The sequence below is a fragment of the Pseudomonas sp. S49 genome, assembly GCF_009866785.1.
Classification (GTDB): Bacteria; Pseudomonadota; Gammaproteobacteria; order Pseudomonadales; family Pseudomonadaceae; genus Aquipseudomonas.
In genome coordinates this window covers 2,144,577-2,163,585 of sequence record NZ_CP019432.1, presented here as the reverse complement: position 1 = coordinate 2,163,585, position 19,009 = coordinate 2,144,577, and the positions used below count along the sequence as shown (strand labels likewise).

Annotated in this window: 12 protein-coding genes; 6 read left to right on the top strand and 6 right to left on the bottom strand. The window is 60.0% G+C overall.

Annotated features, from left to right (window positions below; genetic code table 11):
* Positions 1-30: 30 nt before the first annotated feature.
* The 4 genes from ligA to PspS49_RS09495 form a co-directional block, all read right to left on the bottom strand.
* Positions 31-2,388, bottom strand: a complete 2,358-nt coding sequence (ligA, locus tag PspS49_RS09510) for an NAD-dependent DNA ligase LigA (protein WP_160038951.1) — start codon at positions 2,386-2,388, stop codon at positions 31-33.
* A gap of 86 nt (positions 2,389-2,474) precedes the next feature.
* Positions 2,475-3,338: a cell division protein ZipA gene (zipA, locus tag PspS49_RS09505; protein ID WP_150751623.1), complete on the bottom strand. Its 864-nt coding sequence runs from the start codon at positions 3,336-3,338 to the stop codon at positions 2,475-2,477.
* Positions 3,339-3,597: 259 nt separating this feature from the next.
* A complete protein-coding gene (smc, locus tag PspS49_RS09500) occupies positions 3,598-7,086 on the bottom strand; it encodes a chromosome segregation protein SMC (RefSeq protein WP_150775100.1) in 3,489 nt (1,162 codons plus the stop codon).
* Between the two features lie 2 nt (positions 7,087-7,088).
* Entirely contained in the window at positions 7,089-7,748 is a 660-nt protein-coding gene (locus PspS49_RS09495) for a GntR family transcriptional regulator (protein ID WP_160038949.1), read from the bottom strand.
* Between the two features lie 268 nt (positions 7,749-8,016).
* On the opposite strand from PspS49_RS09495, the gene xdhA reads away from it, so the two are divergent.
* The 4 genes from xdhA (at position 8,017) to guaD (ending at position 14,159) form a co-directional block, all read left to right on the top strand.
* Positions 8,017-9,471: a xanthine dehydrogenase small subunit gene (gene xdhA / locus PspS49_RS09490; protein ID WP_160038946.1), complete on the top strand. Its 1,455-nt coding sequence runs from the start codon at positions 8,017-8,019 to the stop codon at positions 9,469-9,471.
* A complete protein-coding gene (gene xdhB / locus PspS49_RS09485) occupies positions 9,464-11,857 on the top strand; it encodes a xanthine dehydrogenase molybdopterin binding subunit (RefSeq protein WP_150751626.1) in 2,394 nt (797 codons plus the stop codon). Before xdhA ends, xdhB begins: the two co-directional genes overlap by 8 nt.
* Before the next feature lie 126 nt (positions 11,858-11,983).
* Positions 11,984-12,841, top strand: a complete 858-nt coding sequence (gene xdhC / locus PspS49_RS09480; protein ID WP_160038944.1) for a xanthine dehydrogenase accessory protein XdhC — start codon at positions 11,984-11,986, stop codon at positions 12,839-12,841.
* Between the two features lie 13 nt (positions 12,842-12,854).
* Entirely contained in the window at positions 12,855-14,159 is a 1,305-nt protein-coding gene (guaD, locus tag PspS49_RS09475) for a guanine deaminase (protein WP_160038942.1), read from the top strand.
* A gap of 177 nt (positions 14,160-14,336) precedes the next feature.
* On the opposite strand, the gene PspS49_RS09470 is transcribed toward guaD, so the two are convergent.
* Entirely contained in the window at positions 14,337-15,101 is a 765-nt protein-coding gene (locus tag PspS49_RS09470; RefSeq protein ID WP_127926499.1) for a GntR family transcriptional regulator, read from the bottom strand.
* A gap of 357 nt (positions 15,102-15,458) precedes the next feature.
* Between PspS49_RS09470 and PspS49_RS09465 the strand changes: the two genes are divergently transcribed.
* A complete protein-coding gene (locus PspS49_RS09465; RefSeq protein WP_150751629.1) occupies positions 15,459-16,649 on the top strand; it encodes a benzoate/H(+) symporter BenE family transporter in 1,191 nt (396 codons plus the stop codon).
* A gap of 242 nt (positions 16,650-16,891) precedes the next feature.
* Here PspS49_RS09465 and PspS49_RS09460 read toward each other — a convergent pair whose 3' ends face one another.
* A complete protein-coding gene (locus tag PspS49_RS09460) occupies positions 16,892-17,236 on the bottom strand; it encodes a YggL family protein (RefSeq protein ID WP_007916365.1) in 345 nt (114 codons plus the stop codon).
* A gap of 233 nt (positions 17,237-17,469) precedes the next feature.
* Between PspS49_RS09460 and dacB the strand changes: the two genes are divergently transcribed.
* Entirely contained in the window at positions 17,470-18,930 is a 1,461-nt protein-coding gene (gene dacB, locus PspS49_RS09455; RefSeq protein WP_127926497.1) for a D-alanyl-D-alanine carboxypeptidase/D-alanyl-D-alanine-endopeptidase, read from the top strand.
* Positions 18,931-19,009 lie beyond the last annotated feature (79 nt).

The window sequence follows — 19,009 nt, the reverse complement described above, 5'->3', positions numbered from 1 at the left end:
CGGCATTCCCACGCGGGAGCGTGGGAACGATCAGACGTTCAGGCCGTGTTTTTTTAGGAACGCGATGAAAGTTTCTTCGTCCATCACCTTCACACCCAGCTCATTGGCCTTGGTCAATTTGGAACCGGCACCGGGGCCTGCCACAACGCAATGAGTCTTCGCCGACACCGAACCGGCAACCTTGGCGCCAAGGCTTTCCAGATGTTCCTTGGCGACATCACGGCTCATCAACTCAACTTTGCCGGTCAGCACCCAGGTCTCGCCAGACAACGGCAAACCTTCGACAACTTTCTTCTCGCTCTGCCAGTGCATGCCGAAATCACGCAGTTGCTTCTCGGAGGCCTCAGCCAGTTGCCGGTTCTCAGGCAGTGCAAAAAACTCGCGCACCGAATTCGCCTGTTTCTCCGGCAAAGCCTGACGCATGTCCAGCCAGTCCGCATCCATCACCGCTTCCAGCGAGCCAAACTTGTCCGCCAGTTTCTGCGCGCCACCGGGGCCGACCGAAGGAATGTGCAGCTTGTCGAGGAAGCCACCCAGCGTCGTGCTGGCAGCAAACTCGGCGCCCAACTCGCCCTGATCCTGAATCTGCAAACCATGGCCGAGCAACTCGGTGATCACCTGCTGGTTATGCGCATCTTCAAAGAAGCTGTGAATCTCGTGCGCCACTTCCAGGCCGACATCCGGCAGGTAGGTCAGCACTTGTGGCAACGCCTGCTGCACGCGCTCCAGCGAACCCAGCGAGCGCGCCAGCACCTTGGCGGTCTCTTCGCCGACATCGGGAATGCCCAAGGCATAGATGAAACGTGCGAGCCCCGGCTTCTTGCTGTCTTCGATCGCCGCCAACAACTTGTTGCTGGAGACTTCGGCAAAGCCTTCCAGATCGACGATATCGTCAAACTTCAGCGCATACAGATCGGCTGGCGAACTGACCAGGCCTTCATCGACCAGTTGCTCGACGCTTTTGTCGCCCAAGCCTTCGATATCCATCGCCCGGCGCGAGACGAAGTGAATGATCGCCTGCTTCAGTTGCGCGCCACAGGCCAGACGGCCGACGCAGCGATACACCGCACCTTCGCTGACGGTTTCCTTGCCTTTGCTGCGCTTGATCAGTTGCGTGCGCTCAACGTGCGAACCGCAGACCGGGCAACTTTCAGGTATCTGCACCGCACGCGCGTTTTCCGGACGACGCTCGGTGACCACTTGCACCACCTGCGGGATCACATCACCGGCACGGCGGATGATCACGGTGTCGCCGATCATCAAGCCCAGACGTGCGACTTCATCCATGTTGTGCAGCGTGGCGTTGGCCACGGTGACGCCGGCGACCTTGACCGGCTTCAGACGCGCCACTGGCGTCACGGCGCCGGTGCGGCCAACCTGGAATTCCACGTCGAGCAGCTCGGTGAGTTCTTCCATCGCCGGGAATTTGTGCGCGATCGCCCAACGCGGCTCACGAGCCCGGAAGCCCAGTTCACGCTGATCGGCAATGCTGTTGACCTTGAACACCACGCCGTCGATTTCATACGTCAGCGAGTTACGGCGCGCGCCGATGTCGCGGTAGTAATCCAGGCATTCATCGATGCCTTTGGCCAATTTCAATTCGTGACTGATCGGCATGCCCCACTTCTGCAACTGCTTGAGGTTGCCGATGTGGGTGTCGGAAATATCGTGGGAAACCTGACCGATGCCGTAGCAGCAGAACTCCAGCGGACGGTTGGCGGTGATCTTCGAGTCGAGCTGGCGCAGGCTACCAGCCGCAGCGTTGCGTGGGTTGGCGAAGGTCTTGCCGCCGATTTCCAGTTGCGAGGCGTTGAGGCGCTCGAAACCGGCCTTGGACATGAACACTTCACCGCGCACTTCCAGGGTCGCCGGCCAGCCTTCACCGTGCAGCTTCAGCGGAATGTTGCGCACGGTGCGCACGTTGACGCTGATGTCTTCGCCGGTGGTGCCGTCGCCGCGCGTGGCGCCGCGCACCAGCACGCCGTCCTGATAGAGCAGGCTGACCGCCAGGCCATCGAGTTTCGGCTCGCAGCTGTACTCAACCGCCGCACTGCCGCCGAACAGATCGCCGACCGGTAGATCCAGGCCTTCAGTGACGCGGCGATCGAACTCGCGCATGTCGCTTTCTTCGAAGGCGTTACCGAGGCTGAGCATCGGCACTTCGTGACGCACCTGGGTGAACGCGGTCAGCGCCACGCTGCCGACGCGCTGGGTCGGCGAGTCGCTGGTGATCAATTCCGGATTGGCCGCTTCCAGCGCCTTGAGTTCGTGGAACAACCGGTCGTACTCGGCGTCCGGAATGCTTGGTTCATCGAGGACGTGATAACGGTAGTTGTGCTGATCGAGTTCAGCGCGCAGCTCGAGAATGCGGTTTTTGGCGGCGGTCATGGGTGTTCTCTCATAAAGCAAAAGAGCAGCCGAGGCTGCTCAATCTATATTGCCGACTGCCTCTTATGCCGAGGCAATCTTTTCAATCAACGCTTCTGGGTCAGGGCGCGACGTTCGAATTCGACGATGCGCTGACGGTAGTGCTCGATGGTCTGCGCGGTCAGAACACTGCGCTGGTCATCTTTCAGTTCGCCGTTCAGTTCCTGGGACAACTTGCGTGCTGCCGCCACCATCACGTCGAAGGCCTGCTTCGGATGACGCGGACCTGGCAAGCCGAGGAAGAAGCTCACCGCCGGGGTGCTGAAATGGTCGATGTCGTCCAGATCAAAGATGCCCGGCTTGACCGCGTTGGCCATGGAGAACAGTACTTCACCGTTGCCAGCCATGCTTTCGTGACGGTGGAAAATATCCATCTCGCCAAAACGCAGGCCGCTTTCCAGGATGTTCTGCAACAGTGCCGGGCCTTTGAAGCCGGCAGCGTCACGGCAGATCACACTGATGACCAATACTTCTTCGGCTTGTGGCTGATCCTTGTCGACCGCCGCCGGCGCAGGTTTGGTGCCTTCAACGAAGTCGTCGTCACGGCTGCTGAAGCTCGGGCCGCCGTCCAGATCCAGGTCGAGGTTCAGGTCGCCCTGAGCCGGGCCATTGCTGCCGCGCTTGCCACGTTTCGAGCCGGACTCGCGAGGCTCGCGTGCTTCGCGGGCCGGCATGCTCACCGACGGCAGATCGTGTTCATCCAGTTGCGGTTCTTGATGCGTATCCAATACACGGGCCGGGCCCAACAACTCAGCGCTGGTGTCCTCGTCCGGCAGGTTGGACAGACTTCGGTCAAGACGGAATTTCAGTTTTCCCTTGCCGCCGCGCATACGGCGCCAGCCATCGAAAAGAATACCGGCTATCACAATGATGCCGATGACGATCAGCCACTCGCGCAGACCGATTTCCATGTAATCCCGTGCCTCTATAAAAAATGCTGAAAAATAAGGGGTTTACATTGTGCAAACCGCTTTAAAACGTGGCGCCAACTCTATGTTCTGACAGGCGTTTTGCCCACGTATACGAAAAATTGACATTAAACTAGCACGACCAAAGACAACTTTACACCGTCTGTCTCATTGGCTTGCGCGAATATGTCGATTGGCCAGCAAGTCGAACCCGGTAAAAAAGTCCTACAACCCTCAATTACCTTTCCGACACCACGCTGGCTCAGGCGTCCACCATCGCCATCGCCTCCTCGACATCCACGGCTACCAGTCGCGAACAACCCGGCTCATGCATCGTCACGCCCATCAACTGCTCGGCCATTTCCATGGCGATCTTGTTGTGGGTGATATAGATGAACTGCACGGTCTGCGACATCTCTTTGACCAATCGTGCGTAGCGTCCAACGTTAGCGTCATCCAGTGGCGCGTCAACCTCATCGAGCATGCAGAACGGCGCCGGGTTCAATTTGAAGATGGCAAAAACCAGTGCCAGCGCGGTCAGGGCTTTTTCCCCGCCGGAGAGCAAATGGATGGTGCTGTTCTTCTTCCCTGGCGGCTGCGCCATGATCGTTACCCCTGTATCGAGTAGATCTTCGCCCGTCAGTTCCAAATACGCCCGTCCACCACCGAAAACTTTTGGAAAAAGTGCCTGTAAACCGCCATTGATCTGATCAAAGGTATCTTTGAAGCGGTTGCGGGTTTCCTTGTCGATCTTGCGAATAACGTTTTCCAGGGTCTCCAGCGCTTCGACCAGATCGGCGTCCTGCGCATCCAGATAACGTTTACGCTCGGATTGTTGCGTGTATTCGTCGATGGCCGCGAGGTTGATCGCACCCAGGCGCTGAATCCGCGCGTTGATGCGTTCGAGTTCTTCTTCGGCTTCGCGTTCACTGGCTTGTGCAGTCAGTGTGGCAAGGACGCCATTGAGATCGTAGCCGTCTTCCAGCAGTTGGTCCTGCAAAGCCTTGCGGCGCACGGTCAGGGCTTGCCATTCCATGCGCTGCTGTTCGAGCTGGCCACGAATCAACTGCGATTGCTGCTCAGCCTGAGTCCGGCGTTTTTCCGCGTCGCGCAATTCGCGGTCGGCGTCTTCGAGGGCGATCTGCGCGGTCTTCAGTTCTTCGTCGACGGTCATGCGCTTGTCGAGCAGCTCTTCGAGCTTCAGGCGCAACTCTTCCAGCGGCGCCTCGCCCTCCTCCAGATTCAGACTCAACTGTTCGCGCTTTTCAGTCAGGCGCTCGGCCTGCATTTCCAGACGCTCCAGCGCCTGACGCGTGGAGTCGTGCTGCGCGCGCAACGAGCCAAGACGCACGGCCAATTGATGCGCGTGATCCTTGTGCTGCCGCGCTTCCTGACGCACCCGGTCGAGGCGTTCGCGCAGACTGTCGCGCTGGGCCAACAGCAACTCGCGCTGCTCGGTGTCCAGCGCCATGGCATCCAGCGCGTCCTGCAATTGCATGCGCGCTTCGCCGATCTGTTCGTGCTCGAGTTCGCGTTGCTCGCCGAGTTCGACCAGCTCTTCATCGAGGCGAGTACGACGCAGGGTCAACTGTTCGGCCTTGGCTTTGCCAGCGGACAGTTGCGCTTTCAATTCGCCCTGCTGGCGCGCTTCGTCTTGCAGCAAACGACGCAAATGCTCGCGGCCGTTTTCCTGCTGACGCTGTTGCGCGCGCAGGGTTTGCAGACGGGTTTCCATGGCCTCGACCGTGGCTTCTTTCTCTTCACGCTCGAGGTGCAGCGCTTCGATTTCCTGGCCACGGGCGAGCATGCCGCTTTCCGCTTCGCTGGCCCGACGCACGCGTAAAAAGTGCCGACCGATCCAGTAACCGTCGCGGCTGATCAGGCTTTCGCCGGTGCTCAACTGCCCACGCAAGGCCAACGCCTGCTCAAGGCTGTCGACCGGTTTGACCTGACCGAGCCACGGCGACAGATCGATTTGCGCGTCGACCTTGTCGAGCAAGCTGCCCGCCACGCGCACGCCATCGCTGGCCGGACTGAGCAGGCGCAAATCGCCCTGAGTAAAACCGGACAAATCGAAGCCGCTGAAGTCGTCGACCAGCACCGCTTGCAGATCGGCGCCGAGCACGGTTTCCACCGCCAGTTCCCAACCGGCCTCGACCTTCAGGCCTTCGGCCAGACGCGGACGCTCGGCGAGGTTGTGTTCCTTCAGCCATTCGGCGGTGCCGGTGCCCGGATCGAGCGCGGCTTGCTGCAAGGCTTCAAGGGACGCAAGGCGACCGTTGAGACGCTGCAAGTCGCCCTGCGCCTGCTGCTGCGCAGTCAACGCTTGCTGCAATTCCTGACGCAGTTGTTCGAGTTTTTCGACCTGCGCTTCTTCGCTGGTCTGCAAATCTTCGAGGGTCGCTTCGGACTCGGCGAGCTGCTCGTTGAGCTCCATGATCGCCGCGTCTTCCGGGTCGGCCGAGAGCAACGCGCGCTCTTCGCCAAGACGCTTTTGCCGGTCAGCAAGACGCTCCATGCTGGTTTCCAGCTGCTGGATGCGCGATTGCTGCACTTCGGCCTGACGGCGCGGTTCGGCGGCGGTCAGGTTGAAGGCGTCCCACTGTTCCTGCCAGCCGTGCATCACGGATTCGGAATCTTCCAGTGCAGCGGCGGCTTCTTCGGCGGCGGCGCTGGTGACTTCCTGCTCAGGGGTGAGCATGTCCAGCTCTTCGCCGAGGGTCAGCAGCAACGTGCGGTCGTGGCCCAGGTGCGACTCGGTTTCGAGGCGCGCACGTTCAGCTTCTTTCAAGTCGTCCTGCAACTGCCGCAAACGCTGCTGGCCGTGCTGGATACTTTGCTCGACCCGGGCGATGTCGCCGCCGACCGAATAGAAGCGCCCCTGCACCAGATTGAAGCGTTCGGACAGGTCATGGTGACCGTCACGCAGGCGTTCGATGGCCGCGTCAGCATTACGCTGCTCGGCGACCAGCGCTTCGAAACTGATTTCCTGGGTGCCGATGATCGACTCGCGCTGGCCGACCTGATCGTTGAGATCCTGCCAGCGCAAGGCCGACAGTTGCGCCTTGAGCTGGCGCTCCTCGGCTTTGAATTCCTGATACTTCTTCGCCGCTTCGGCCTGACGGTGCAGGCGCTCAAGTTGACGCTCGAGCTCATCACGCAGGTCAGTCAGACGCGCGAGGTTTTCGTGGGTGCGGCGGATGCGGTTTTCGGTCTCGCGGCGGCGCTCTTTATATTTCGAGATGCCGGCCGCTTCTTCGATGAAGTTACGCAGGTCTTCGGGCTTGGATTCGATCAGCTTGGAGATCATCCCCTGCTCGATGATCGAATAGCTGCGCGGACCCAGACCGGTGCCGAGGAAGATATCGGTGATGTCGCGCCGACGGCATTTGGTGCCGTTGAGGTAATACGTGGTCTGGCTGTCGCGGGTGACTTTGCGGCGAATCGAGATCTCGGCGTAGGCCGCGTATTCGCCCAACAACGTGCCGTCGGAGTTGTCGAAGACCAGCTCGATGCTGGCCTGACTCACTGGTTTGCGACTGGTCGAACCGTTGAAGATGACGTCGGTCATCGACTCGCCACGGAGGTTCTTCGCCGAACTTTCGCCCATCACCCAGCGGACGGCGTCGATGATGTTCGACTTGCCGCAACCGTTCGGCCCGACGACCGCCGCCATGTTACTGGGGAAGTTCACCGTGGTCGGGTCGACGAAGGATTTGAATCCCGCCAGTTTGATGCACTTGAGCCGCACGCTTAGGCAACCGTCAGCGCGGAGACCACCAGATCGCAACTGCGCTGGGCGTAAGCCGTCAGCACGATGCGGATCTGCGGCAAATCACGGGCAAGCACGGCAGCTAGCAGGCGTTCGAACAGTTCGAGGAACTCGCTCATTGAAGCCTTGCGCTGTTCGAGGGCGAGGAAGTAGGCGCGGCTCATCGCCGGTTGCAGGTTCTCGACGGTCTCTTGCAGGTACGGGTTGTTGGCGAACGGATAGGCGGCGCGCATCACCGCGAAGCTGTCGTCGACGAAGCTGCGGATGTCCTGACGCTCGTAGCTGGCAGTCAGGCGCTGCTGGATCTGCACGAACGGCGCCATGTCCGACTGCACTTGCCAGCCATTGGCCACTGAATTGCCGAGCAGGATGTACAACTCGCTCATCAGCGTGCACAGGCTCTGCACCTTGTGCGGCGTCAGCTCGGTGACGTGCGCGCCACGGCGCGGCAGGATCGCGATCAGGTGGCGGCGTTCGAGGATCAGCAAGGCTTCGCGGACCGAGCCGCGGCTGACATTGAGGGCCAGCGTGACCTTCTGTTCCTGGATGCGCTCTCCCGGCTTCATTTCGCCACGAATGATGCGTTCGGCGAGGTGGTGAGCGATTTGCTCGGCGAGGCTGTCCGGCGCCTTGAACGTCATGGTTGTCCTTCAAACTCTATCGATCTGCACAAGCGGCGCAGTGTAGCGCAAATGCACGGTCATGGCGGAGTGCCCACTCAGCGGTTTTTGGCACGATTCCCGCAAAAAAGCAGGGTGACCGATGAAGGTCAATAATGAATAGACACGTAGTTGATCGACGAAATGGACTTTCCTGACCTTTAAGTCAGAAAACCATTGACCGAAAAGTCAGACCTGCTAAATTCGGCTCAAGTCGGTTAACAACAATAATGAGTCTGCGAGGCCTTCCGTGATCCAGTTTTTACTTAACCAGGAACTCCGTAGCGAGCACGCCCTGGACCCGAATCTGACTGTGCTCAATTACCTGCGTGAACACGTGGGCAAGTCCGGCACCAAAGAAGGTTGCGCCAGCGGTGACTGCGGCGCCTGCACCGTAGTGGTCGGCGAGTTGCAGACGGATGACGCTGGCCGCGAACACATTCGCTATCGCAGCCTCAACTCGTGCCTGACCTTTGTTTCGTCGCTGCACGGCAAACAATTGATCAGCGTCGAAGACCTCAAGCACAAAGGTGAACTGCACAGCGTGCAGAAAGCCATGGTCGAATGCCACGGCTCGCAGTGCGGTTTCTGCACCCCCGGTTTCGTCATGTCGCTGTTCGCCCTGCAAAAGAACAGCGAGGCACCGGATCACGCCAAGGCCCACGAAGCGTTGGCCGGCAACCTCTGCCGCTGCACCGGCTACCGGCCGATTCTGGCGGCTGCCGAGCAATCCTGCTGCGGCAAGCAACCGGATCAGTTCGATGCCCGCGAAGCGGAAACCATCGCCCGACTGAAAGCCATCGCCCCGACCGATATCGGCGAACTCAACAGCGGCGACAAGCGCTGTCTGGTACCGCTGACCGTCGCTGATCTGGCCGATCTCTATGACGCTTATCCACAAGCACGGCTTCTCGCTGGCGGTACTGACCTGGCACTGGAAGTTACCCAGTTCCACCGCACCTTGCCGGTGATGATCTACGTCGGCAACGTCGCGGAAATGAAGCGCATCGACACCTTCGAAGACCGCATCGAAATCGGCGCCGCCACCGCCCTCTCCGACTGCTACGAAGCGTTGAACGCCGAGTACCCAGACTTCGGCGAACTGCTGCACCGCTTCGCCTCGCTGCAAATCCGCAATCAGGGCACCCTCGGCGGCAACATCGGCAACGCCTCGCCGATCGGTGACTCGCCACCGCTGCTGATCGCCCTCGGCGCGCAAGTCGTGCTGTGCAAGGGCGAAACCCGCCGCACCCTGAACCTCGACGATTACTTCATCGATTACAAAGTCACGGCCCGTCAGGAAAGTGAATTCATCGAGAAGATCATCGTGCCGCGCGCCACTGCCGAGCAGTTGTTCCGCGCCTACAAAGTCTCCAAGCGTCTGGACGACGACATCTCCGCCGTCTGCGCCGCGTTCAACCTGCGCGTCGAAAACGGCGTGATCACCGATGCGCGCATGGCCTTCGGTGGCATGGCTGCGATCCCGAAACGCGCCGCCCATTGTGAAGCCGCGCTGATCGGTGCGCCGTTCAACAACGCCGTGGTCGAACGTGCCTGCGCCGCATTGGCGGAAGACTTCACGCCGCTCTCGGACTTCCGCGCCAGCAAGGAATATCGCCTGCTCAGCGCGCAGAACCTGCTGCGCAAATACTTCATCGAACTGCAAACACCGCACATCGAGACTCGGGTGACCGCTTATGTCTAACCATCACGGCGTAGAAAAAACCCAGGCTGAACTGGCTGAACTGTTCGCCAAGGATCTGACCTCCGGTGTCGGTCGCAGCGTCAAGCACGACAGCGCCGCCAAGCACGTGTCCGGTGAAGCGCAGTACATCGATGATCGCCTGGAGTTTCCCAACCAGTTGCACTTGTATGCACGCATGTCGGACCGCGCCCACGCGAAAATCATCAGCATCGACACCTCGCCGTGCTATGCCTTCGAAGGCGTGCGCATCGCCATCACCCACGAAGACGTTCCGGGCTTGAAAGACATCGGCCCGTTGATGCCGGGCGACCCGCTGCTGGCCATCGATGACGTGCAATTCGTCGGTCAACCGGTGCTCGCCGTCGCCGCGAAAGATCTGGAAACCGCGCGTAAAGCCGCGATGGCCGCGATCATCGAATACGAAGACCTCGAACCTGTGCTCGACGTGGTTGAAGCCTTGCGCAAACGCCACTTCGTCCTCGACAGCCACACTCACCAGCGCGGCGATTCGGTTTCCGCACTGGCGACGGCTGAACACCGCATTCAAGGCACGCTGCACATCGGCGGCCAGGAACACTTCTATCTGGAGACGCAAATCTCCTCGGTAATGCCGACTGAAGACGGCGGCATGATCGTCTACTGCTCGACGCAGAACCCCACCGAAGTGCAGAAACTGGTCGCCGAAGTGCTCGACGTGTCGATGAACAAAATCGTCGTCGACATGCGCCGCATGGGCGGTGGTTTCGGTGGCAAGGAAACCCAGGCGGCCAGCCCGGCTTGCCTGTGCGCGGTGGTTGCGCACCTCACCGGTCAGCCAACGAAAATGCGCCTGCCGCGCGTCGAAGACATGCTGATGACCGGCAAGCGTCACCCGTTTTACGTCGAGTACGACGTCGGTTTCGACAGCACCGGACGCCTGCACGGGATCAACATGGACCTGGCCGGCAACTGCGGCTGCTCGCCGGACTTGTCTGCCTCGATCGTTGACCGCGCGATGTTCCACTCGGACAACTCTTATTACCTCGGCGACGCGACCATCAATGGTCACCGCTGCAAGACCAACACCGCGTCGAATACCGCTTACCGGGGTTTCGGTGGCCCGCAAGGCATGGTCGCCATCGAGGAAGTGATGGACGCGATTGCCCGTCACCTGCAACTCGATCCGCTCGCGGTGCGCAAGGCCAACTACTACGGCAAGACCGAGCGCAACGTCACCCATTACTACCAGACCGTCGAGCACAACATGCTCGAGGAAATGACCGCCGAACTGGAAGAAAGCAGCCAGTATCACGAACGCCGCGAAGCGATCCGTCGCTACAACGCCAACAGCCCGATCCTGAAAAAAGGTCTGGCGCTGACCCCGGTGAAATTCGGCATTTCCTTCACCGCGAGTTTCTTGAACCAGGCCGGCGCGCTGATCCACATCTACACCGACGGCAGCATCCACCTGAACCACGGCGGCACAGAAATGGGCCAGGGTCTGAACACCAAAGTCGCGCAGGTCGTGGCAGAAGTGTTCCAGGTCGAAATCGATCGCGTGCAGATCACCGCGACCAACACCGACAAGGTGCCGAACACCTCGCCGACAGCGGCGTCCAGCGGCGCTGACCTGAACGGTAAAGCGGCGCAGAACGCGGCGGAAATCATCAAGAAACGCCTGATCGAATTCGCTGCGCGGCACTTCAAAGTCACTGAGGAAGACGTTGAATTCCACAACGGCCACGTGCGCGTTCGCGACCATATCCTGACCTTTGAAGCGCTGATCCAGCAGGCGTATTTCAATCAGGTGTCGCTGTCGAGCACCGGCTTCTACAAGACCCCGAAAATCTACTACGACCGCAGCCAGGCGCGTGGTCGTCCGTTCTACTACTTCGCCTTCGGCGCGGCGTGCTGCGAAGTGATCGTCGACACCCTGACCGGCGAATACAAAATGCTGCGCACCGACATTCTTCACGACGTCGGCGCCTCGCTGAACCCGTCCATCGACATCGGTCAGGTTGAGGGTGGTTTCATTCAGGGCATGGGCTGGCTGACCATGGAAGAGCTGGTCTGGAACAACAAAGGCAAGCTGATGACCAACGGCCCGGCCAGCTACAAGATCCCGGCCGTGGCGGACATGCCGCTGGACCTGCGCGTGAAGCTGGTGGAAAACCGCAAGAACCCGGAAGACACGGTGTTCCATTCCAAAGCTGTCGGTGAGCCGCCGTTCATGCTCGGGATTGCTTCGTGGTGCGCGATCAAGGATGCGGTGGCGAGTCTCGGTGACTACAAACATCAGCCGCAGATCGATGCGCCGGCGACCCCGGAGCGGGTGTTGTGGGGGTGTGAGCAGATGCGTCAGTTGAAAGCGGTGAAAGCCGTTGAAGCTGAAACCGCGGTTGTTTGATGATCGTTCCCACGCTCTGCGTGGGAATGCAGCCCGCGACGCTCTGCGTCGCATCCTGAACAGCGGACGCGGAGCGTCCAGTGATGCATTCCCACGCAAAGCGTGGGAACGATCTGAGAGGTGTGTATGTACAACTGGATCGACGCCCTCGCCGACCTGCAGAACCAGGGCGAACCCTGTGTGCTGGTGACGATCATCGAAGAACTCGGCTCGACGCCACGCAACGCCGGCTCGAAAATGGTCATCAGCGCTAACCGGAGCTTCGACACCATTGGTGGCGGGCATCTGGAATACAAAGCCATGCAGATCGCCCGCGAGATGCTCGCCAGCGGCAAGCAGGACACTCATCTGGAGCGCTTCAGCCTCGGCGCCAGCCTGGGCCAGTGCTGCGGCGGCGCCACCGTGTTGCTGTTCGAACCGATGGGCCAGGTGCAGGCGCAAATCGCCGTGTTCGGTGCCGGCCACGTTGGCCGCGCCCTCGTGCCGCTGCTCGCCAGCCTGCCCTGCCGGGTGCGCTGGATCGATTCGCGTGATGCCGAATTCCCCGAACAGATCCCGCACGGCGTGCGTAAAATCGTCGCCGAAGAGCCTGTGGATGAGATCGATGACCTGCCCGCCGGCAGTTATTGCATCGTCATGACCCACAACCATCAGCTCGACCTTGAACTCACGGCTGCGATCCTCAAGCGCAACGACTTCGCCTACTTCGGCCTGATCGGTTCGAAGACCAAACGGGTCAAGTTCGAACATCGCTTGCGTGATCGCGGTTTCGACAGCGGCGTGGTGCTACGCATGCGCTGCCCGATGGGCATCGGCGAAGTCAAAGGCAAATTGCCTGTGGAAATCGCCATCTCCATCGCCGGCGAAATCATCGCCACCTACAACGCCAACTTCGGCCAGCAGACTGCCAGCGCCGAACCGATTGCCAAACTGCTGCCGGTTTCGCGGCGCAGTCAGGCGACCAAACTCAAAGCCTCAAACTGATTAGAGAACCCTCATGCCTCTGACTCGCAAAGCCTACCGCGCCGCCATCCTGCACAGCATCGCCGACCCCGCCGAAGTCGGGATCGAAGCCTCCTACGAATATTTCGAGGACGGCCTGCTGGTGGTCGATGGCGGCAAGATCTGCGCCCTTGGCCACGCCAGTGATTTGCTGCCGACCCTGCCGGCAGACATCGAAATCGAGCACTACCAGGACGCGTTGATTACCCCGGGCTTCATCGACACTCACATTCACTTTCCGCAAACCGGCATGGTCGGTGCCTACGGCGAGCAACTGCTCGACTGGCTGAATACCTACACCTTCCCGTGCGAAAGCCAGTTCGGCGACAAGGCCCACGCCGACGAAGTCGCTGACATTTTCGTCAAAGAGCTGCTGCGCAACGGCACCACCACCGCGCTGGTGTTCGGCAGCGTGCACCCGCAATCGGTGAACTCGCTCTTCGAAGCGGCCGAGAAGCTCGACCTGCGGATGATCGCCGGTAAAGTGATGATGGATCGCAACGCCCCGGACTACCTGACCGACACCGCCGAATCGAGCTACGTCGACAGCAAAGCGCTGATCGAGCGCTGGCATGGCAAGGGTCGTCTGCACTATGCGGTCACCCCGCGTTTCGCACCGACCAGCACCCCGGAACAGCTGACCCTCGCCGGCCAACTGCTGACCGAGTATCCGGATCTGTACATGCAGACCCACATCAGCGAAAACCTCAAGGAAATCGAGTGGGTCAAGGAGCTGTTCCCGGAGCGCAAGGGCTACCTCGACGTTTACGATCACTACCAATTGCTCGGCGAGCGTTCGGTGTTCGCTCACGGCGTGCACCTGTGCGACGAAGAATGCGCGCGACTGGCAGAAACCGGCTCGGCGATCTCGTTCTGCCCGACTTCCAACTTCTTCCTCGGCAGTGGCTTGTTCAACCTGCCGATGGCCGAGAAGCACAAACTCAATGTCGGTCTGGGTACTGACGTCGGCGGCGGTACCAGTTTCTCGCTGCTGCAGACGCTGAACGAAGCGTACAAAGTGATGCAACTGCAAGGTGCGCGACTGAGCCCGTTCAAGTCGCTGTATCTGGCGACACTGGGTGGTGCACGGGCGCTGCGCCTGGAAGACAAGATCGGCAACCTGCAACCGGGTTCCGACGCTGACTTCCTGGTGCTGGATTACAATGCCACGCCGCTGCTGAGCTATCGCCTGAAGCAGGCCAACAACATTGCCGAGACGTTGTTTGTGTTGATGACGCTGGGCGATGACCGCACGGTGCAGCAGACGTATGCGGCGGGTGCTTTGGTGCATCAGCGCTAATTTCCCCCGCCCCATGATCGTTCCCACGCTCCGCGTGGGAATGCAGCCCGTGACGCTCCGCGTCACTGGACGCGGAGCGTCCCCAGAGGCATTACCACGCAGAGCGTGGGAACGATCAGGCAGGCACAAAAAATCCCCCGCAACTTTTCAGCTGCGGGGGATTTTTCTATCGGTCAGTTAGAGCTTGGCCGCAGGGCGCCCCGGCTTCTTGGTCTGCAACAAATGCGAGAACACCGCATGCAGATCATCCGACGCGCCTTCCTCGTCGAGATTGAGCTTGCTGTCGATGTGATCCATGTGATGCATCATCAAATTCACCGCCAGCTCATCGTCGCGTTTCTCGATCGCGTCGATCAACTGGGTGTGTTCGTCATACGAACAGTGCGAACGGTTGCCGCTTTCATACTGAGCGATGATCAGCGATGTCTGCGACACCAGGCTGCGCTGGAAGCTGATCAACGGAGCGTTCATCGCCGCTTCCGCCAGTTTCAGGTGGAATTCGCCCGACAGACGAATACCGGCGCCGCGATCGCCACGGGAGAAGCTGTCGCGCTCATCGTTGACCATCTGACGCAGCTCGGCGATCTGCTCGGCGGTGGCGTGTTGCACCGCCAGCTCAGTGATCGCGCGTTCGACCAGACGGCGGGCGAGAAACACCTGACGCGCCTCTTCCACACTCGGACTGGCGACCACGGCGCCACGGTTCGGCCGCAACAGCACGACGCCTTCATGGGCCAGACGCGAGAGCGCGCGGCGAATGATGGTGCGGCTGACCCCGAAGATTTCCCCCAGCGCTTCTTCGCTCAATTTTGTGCCGGGCGCCAGACGCTGTTCGAGGATGGCCTCGAAGATATGTGCGTAGACAATATCGTCCTGGGTTCCGCTGCGACCGGCTTTGCCTGCTCGCGGTTGTTTCTTGAGGGGTTGCAACTGTTCGTTCATGGGCACTCGAGTCGGGAGAACTGCGGCGAATAGACCGTGACTGTAATACGGCACAGTAGGTCGCTGGCAAGTATCGCGTAAAAAACAGCGCGATTGTACACAATGAAAGGTGGCAACACGACTGTACGGCTGTTTGTGACTTCGGCTGTATTGCAACGATCCGTTACGTTTGAGTTTAGGCTTGTTCGCAGAATCCGCTGGTCGACCACAATCCCCTGTGGGAGCGAGCCTGCTCGCGAAAGCCGTTTCATATTCAAAATGAATGTTGACTGACACACCGCTTTCGCGAGCAGGCTCGCTCCCACAGGGGTTTGGCGTACAGGGGACATCTTCATTGCTATAAGGAACACCGCCGTCATGAACGACGCCACCCAAATCCGACTGCGCCCTCTGGCCGACACCTCGCCCTCGGCGATCGTCGCCGGTTTCATCGCGATGATGACCGGCTACACCAGCTCGCTGGTGCTGATGTTCCAGGCCGGGCAAGCGGCGGGTCTGACCAGCGGGCAGATTTCTTCGTGGATCTGGGCGATTTCGATCGGCATGGCGGTCTGTTCGATCGGCCTGTCGCTGCGCTATCGCACGCCGATCACCATCGCTTGGTCGACGCCCGGCGCGGCGTTGCTGATCACCAGTCTGGGCGGCGTCAGCTATGGCGAGGCCATCGGCGCCTACATCACCTGTGCGGTGCTGGTGACGATCTGCGGCCTGACCGGCAGCTTCGAACGGCTGGTGAAAAAGATTCCAGCCTCACTGGCGGCGGCATTGCTGGCAGGGATTCTGTTCAAGATCGGCAGCGAAATTTTCGTCGCCGCGCAGCACCGTACCGGGCTGGTGCTAGGGATGTTTTTTACCTATCTGCTGGTCAAGCGCCTGTCGCCGCGTTATGCGGTGCTCGCCGCGCTGCTGATCGGCACCGCGCTGTCGGGCTTCATGGGCTTGCTGGATTTCAGCGGCTTTCATCTGGAAGTCGCGACGCCGGTGTGGACCACGCCGCACTTCTCGCTCGCCGCGACCATCAGCATCGGCATTCCGTTGTTCGTGGTGGCGATGACCTCGCAGAACATGCCCGGCATCGCCGTACTGCGCGCCGACGGCTACAACGTCCCGGCCTCACCGCTGATCACCACCACCGGCATCGCTTCACTTTTGCTGGCGCCGTTTGGTTCGCACGGCATCAACCTGGCAGCGATCAGCGCAGCGATCTGCACCGGGCCGCACGCCCATGAGGATCGCAACAAGCGCTACACCGCTGCGGTCTGGTGCGGGGTTTTCTACGGGATTGCCGGTGTGTTCGGCGCCACGTTGGCGGCGTTGTTTGCCGCGTTGCCGAAGGAACTGGTGCTGTCGATTGCGGCGCTGGCGCTGTTTGGTTCGATCATCAATGGTTTGAGCATTGCCATGACCGAGGTCAAGGAGCGTGAGGCGGCGTTGATTACCTTTATGGTCACGGCATCGGGGCTGACGCTGTTTTCCATTGGTTCGGCATTTTGGGGCATTGTTGCGGGGGTTTTGACGCTGGTGATTTTGAATTGGCGTAAGGCTTAAGGTCAAAAGCCCCTCACCCTAACCCTCTCCCCGGGGGAGAGGGGACTGACCGAGGTGCTTGGAAGAAATACGCCGACGTGGGATACCGAGTCGAACTCAGGTATTGAACAGCTCGCATATCGGCTCCCTCTCCTCGGGGAGAGGGCTGGGGTGAGGGGTAGCCTCACCACAAATCCCAAACCGAACACCCAAACACCAGACGAAAAAAAACGGCGACCCTCAGGTCGCCGTTTTTTTCAGTATCACTTAGCCGCGTTGATCGGCTTTTCCGGATACCAAACGTCCAGCAACGGGCTGACTTCATACTTGGTCAGCTCGGAGCGGGTTTTCAGCCAGGCTTCAACGGCAGCGCGCTGCTCTTCGTTGACCGAGCCACGCTTCTGCAGGCAAACCAGACCGAAGTCGTCGCCGCCCACATAACCCAGACCATTGGCTTCCATGGCTTCTTTGATGAAGGCTTCGAGGAAAGCGTCAATGGCTTCTTCGGACAAGTCTTCTTTGAAGTCCAGGTTCAGTTCGAAACCCAGCTCTTGAAATTCATCAACGCACAGTTTTTTGCGCAGACGCTGGGAACGGTTAGTCGCCATTGGAACAATCCTCTTAAGTAAATACGGCGGGCACTTTACCAGTTTAAGCAATCGATTGCCCGACTCTCTGGACACAGCAACCGACCGCCTGTAAAAAAATAACGTATTGGCCTGCCCGGACAAGGCACAACCTGTTACAGGTTGGGGCATAATGCCGACACTTTCGTGACCACTGAGGACCTTTTCATCCATGTCCTCGTCTTTTTCCCCTCGGCTGTAGGGTTTTATTTCATATGATCAAATCGTTGCGTCCACTGTTTCTCGCCGGCCTTCTTCTGCCTCTGGCGCTGCCTGTTTCTGCTGCCACCATCAATACTTCCCTGACCCCCAACGTTGAAAAAGCCCTCAAGGCGAGCAAATTGCAGCCTAGCGCCCTGTCGCTGGTGATGGTGCCGCTCGACGGCCCGGGCACGCCGACCGTGTTCAACGCCGACGTGTCGGTCAACCCGGCCTCGACCATGAAACTGGTCACTACTTACGCGGCGCTGGAAATGCTCGGCCCCAATCATCAGTGGAAAACCGAGTTCTACACCGACGGCGACCTCAACGGCGGCATCCTCAACGGCAACCTCTACCTCAAGGGTGGCGGTGATCCGAAGCTGAACATGGAAAAACTCTGGCTGCTGATGCGCGACCTGCGCGCCAACGGCGTGACCCAGATCACCGGCGATCTGGTACTCGACCGCAACTTCTTCGTGCAGCCGCAACTGCCGGAATTCAACGATGACGGCAATGACGAGAACAAACCGTTCCTGGTCAAACCGGATTCGCTGCTGGTCAACCTCAAGGCCCTGCGCTTCGTTGCGCGCAATGACGGCGGTCGCGTGCTGATCTCGGTAGAACCGCCGATTGCCAGCATCCACATCGAAAACACCGTCAAAGCCCTGCCGTCCAAACAATGCACCGGTGGCGTGCGCTACAACCCGGTGGCGCAGGCCGATGGCAGCGTCAACGTGACCGTTGCCGGCCAGTTGGGCGAAGGTTGCAGCTCGCAGACTTACCTGTCGCTGCTCGACCACGCAACCTACACCGCCGGCGCCGTGCGCGCGATCTGGAAAGAACTGGGCGGCAGCATTCAGGGCAAGGATCGTCTGGCCTCGACACCGGGCAACGCCAAACTGCTCGCGCGTGCCTACTCGCCGGATCTGGCGGAGATCATCCGCGACATCAACAAATACAGTAACAACACCATGGCCCAGCAGCTGTTCCTCAGCCTGGGACAAAAATTCCGCAACGATGCCGACGGTGACGACGCCAAGGCTGCGCAACGCGTCGTGCGCCAGTGGCTGGCCAGGAAAGGCATCACCGCGCCGCATCTGGTAATGGAGAACGGTTCCGGCCTGTCTCGCGCCGAACGCGTCAGCGCACGGGAAATGGCGGGCATGCTGCAAGCGGCATGGCACAGCCCGTATGCCGCGGAATACATCAGCTCGCTGCCGATCGCCGGTACCGACGGCACCATGCGTAAACGCCTGAAAACCACGGCGATGCGCGGTGAGGCACACGTCAAGACAGGTACGTTGAACACTGTGCGGGCGATTGCCGGCTTCAGCCGTGATGTGAATGGCAATACCTGGGCGGTGGTGGCGATCCTCAATGACAAGGCGCCGTTTGGCGCGTCGTCGGTGCTCGATCAGGTGCTGCTGGATCTGTACAAGCAACCGAAACTGGCGCAGACCGCTTCGGTCCTCTGATCACCGCGGCCCCCTGTAGGAGTGAGCCTGCTCGCGATAGCGTCAGTTCAGGCACATCAAAGTGACTGACATATCGCGA

Bases quoted from the DNA above. Each gene is read 5' to 3' on its own strand.
- dacB (WP_127926497.1), top strand. From the start codon at position 17,470: ATGATCAAATCGTTGCGTCCACTGTTTCTCGCCGGCCTTCTTCTGCCT.
- xdhB (WP_150751626.1), top strand. From the start codon at position 9,464: ATGTCTAACCATCACGGCGTAGAAAAAACCCAGGCTGAACTGGCTGAA.
- PspS49_RS09470 (WP_127926499.1), bottom strand. From the start codon at position 15,101: ATGAACGAACAGTTGCAACCCCTCAAGAAACAACCGCGAGCAGGCAAA.
- xdhC (WP_160038944.1), top strand. From the start codon at position 11,984: ATGTACAACTGGATCGACGCCCTCGCCGACCTGCAGAACCAGGGCGAA.
- PspS49_RS09465 (WP_150751629.1), top strand. From the start codon at position 15,459: ATGAACGACGCCACCCAAATCCGACTGCGCCCTCTGGCCGACACCTCG.
- zipA (WP_150751623.1), bottom strand. From the start codon at position 3,338: ATGGAAATCGGTCTGCGCGAGTGGCTGATCGTCATCGGCATCATTGTG.
- PspS49_RS09495 (WP_160038949.1), bottom strand. From the start codon at position 7,748: ATGACGTTCAAGGCGCCGGACAGCCTCGCCGAGCAAATCGCTCACCAC.
- ligA (WP_160038951.1), bottom strand. From the start codon at position 2,388: ATGACCGCCGCCAAAAACCGCATTCTCGAGCTGCGCGCTGAACTCGAT.
- PspS49_RS09460 (WP_007916365.1), bottom strand. From the start codon at position 17,236: ATGGCGACTAACCGTTCCCAGCGTCTGCGCAAAAAACTGTGCGTTGAT.
- guaD (WP_160038942.1), top strand. From the start codon at position 12,855: ATGCCTCTGACTCGCAAAGCCTACCGCGCCGCCATCCTGCACAGCATC.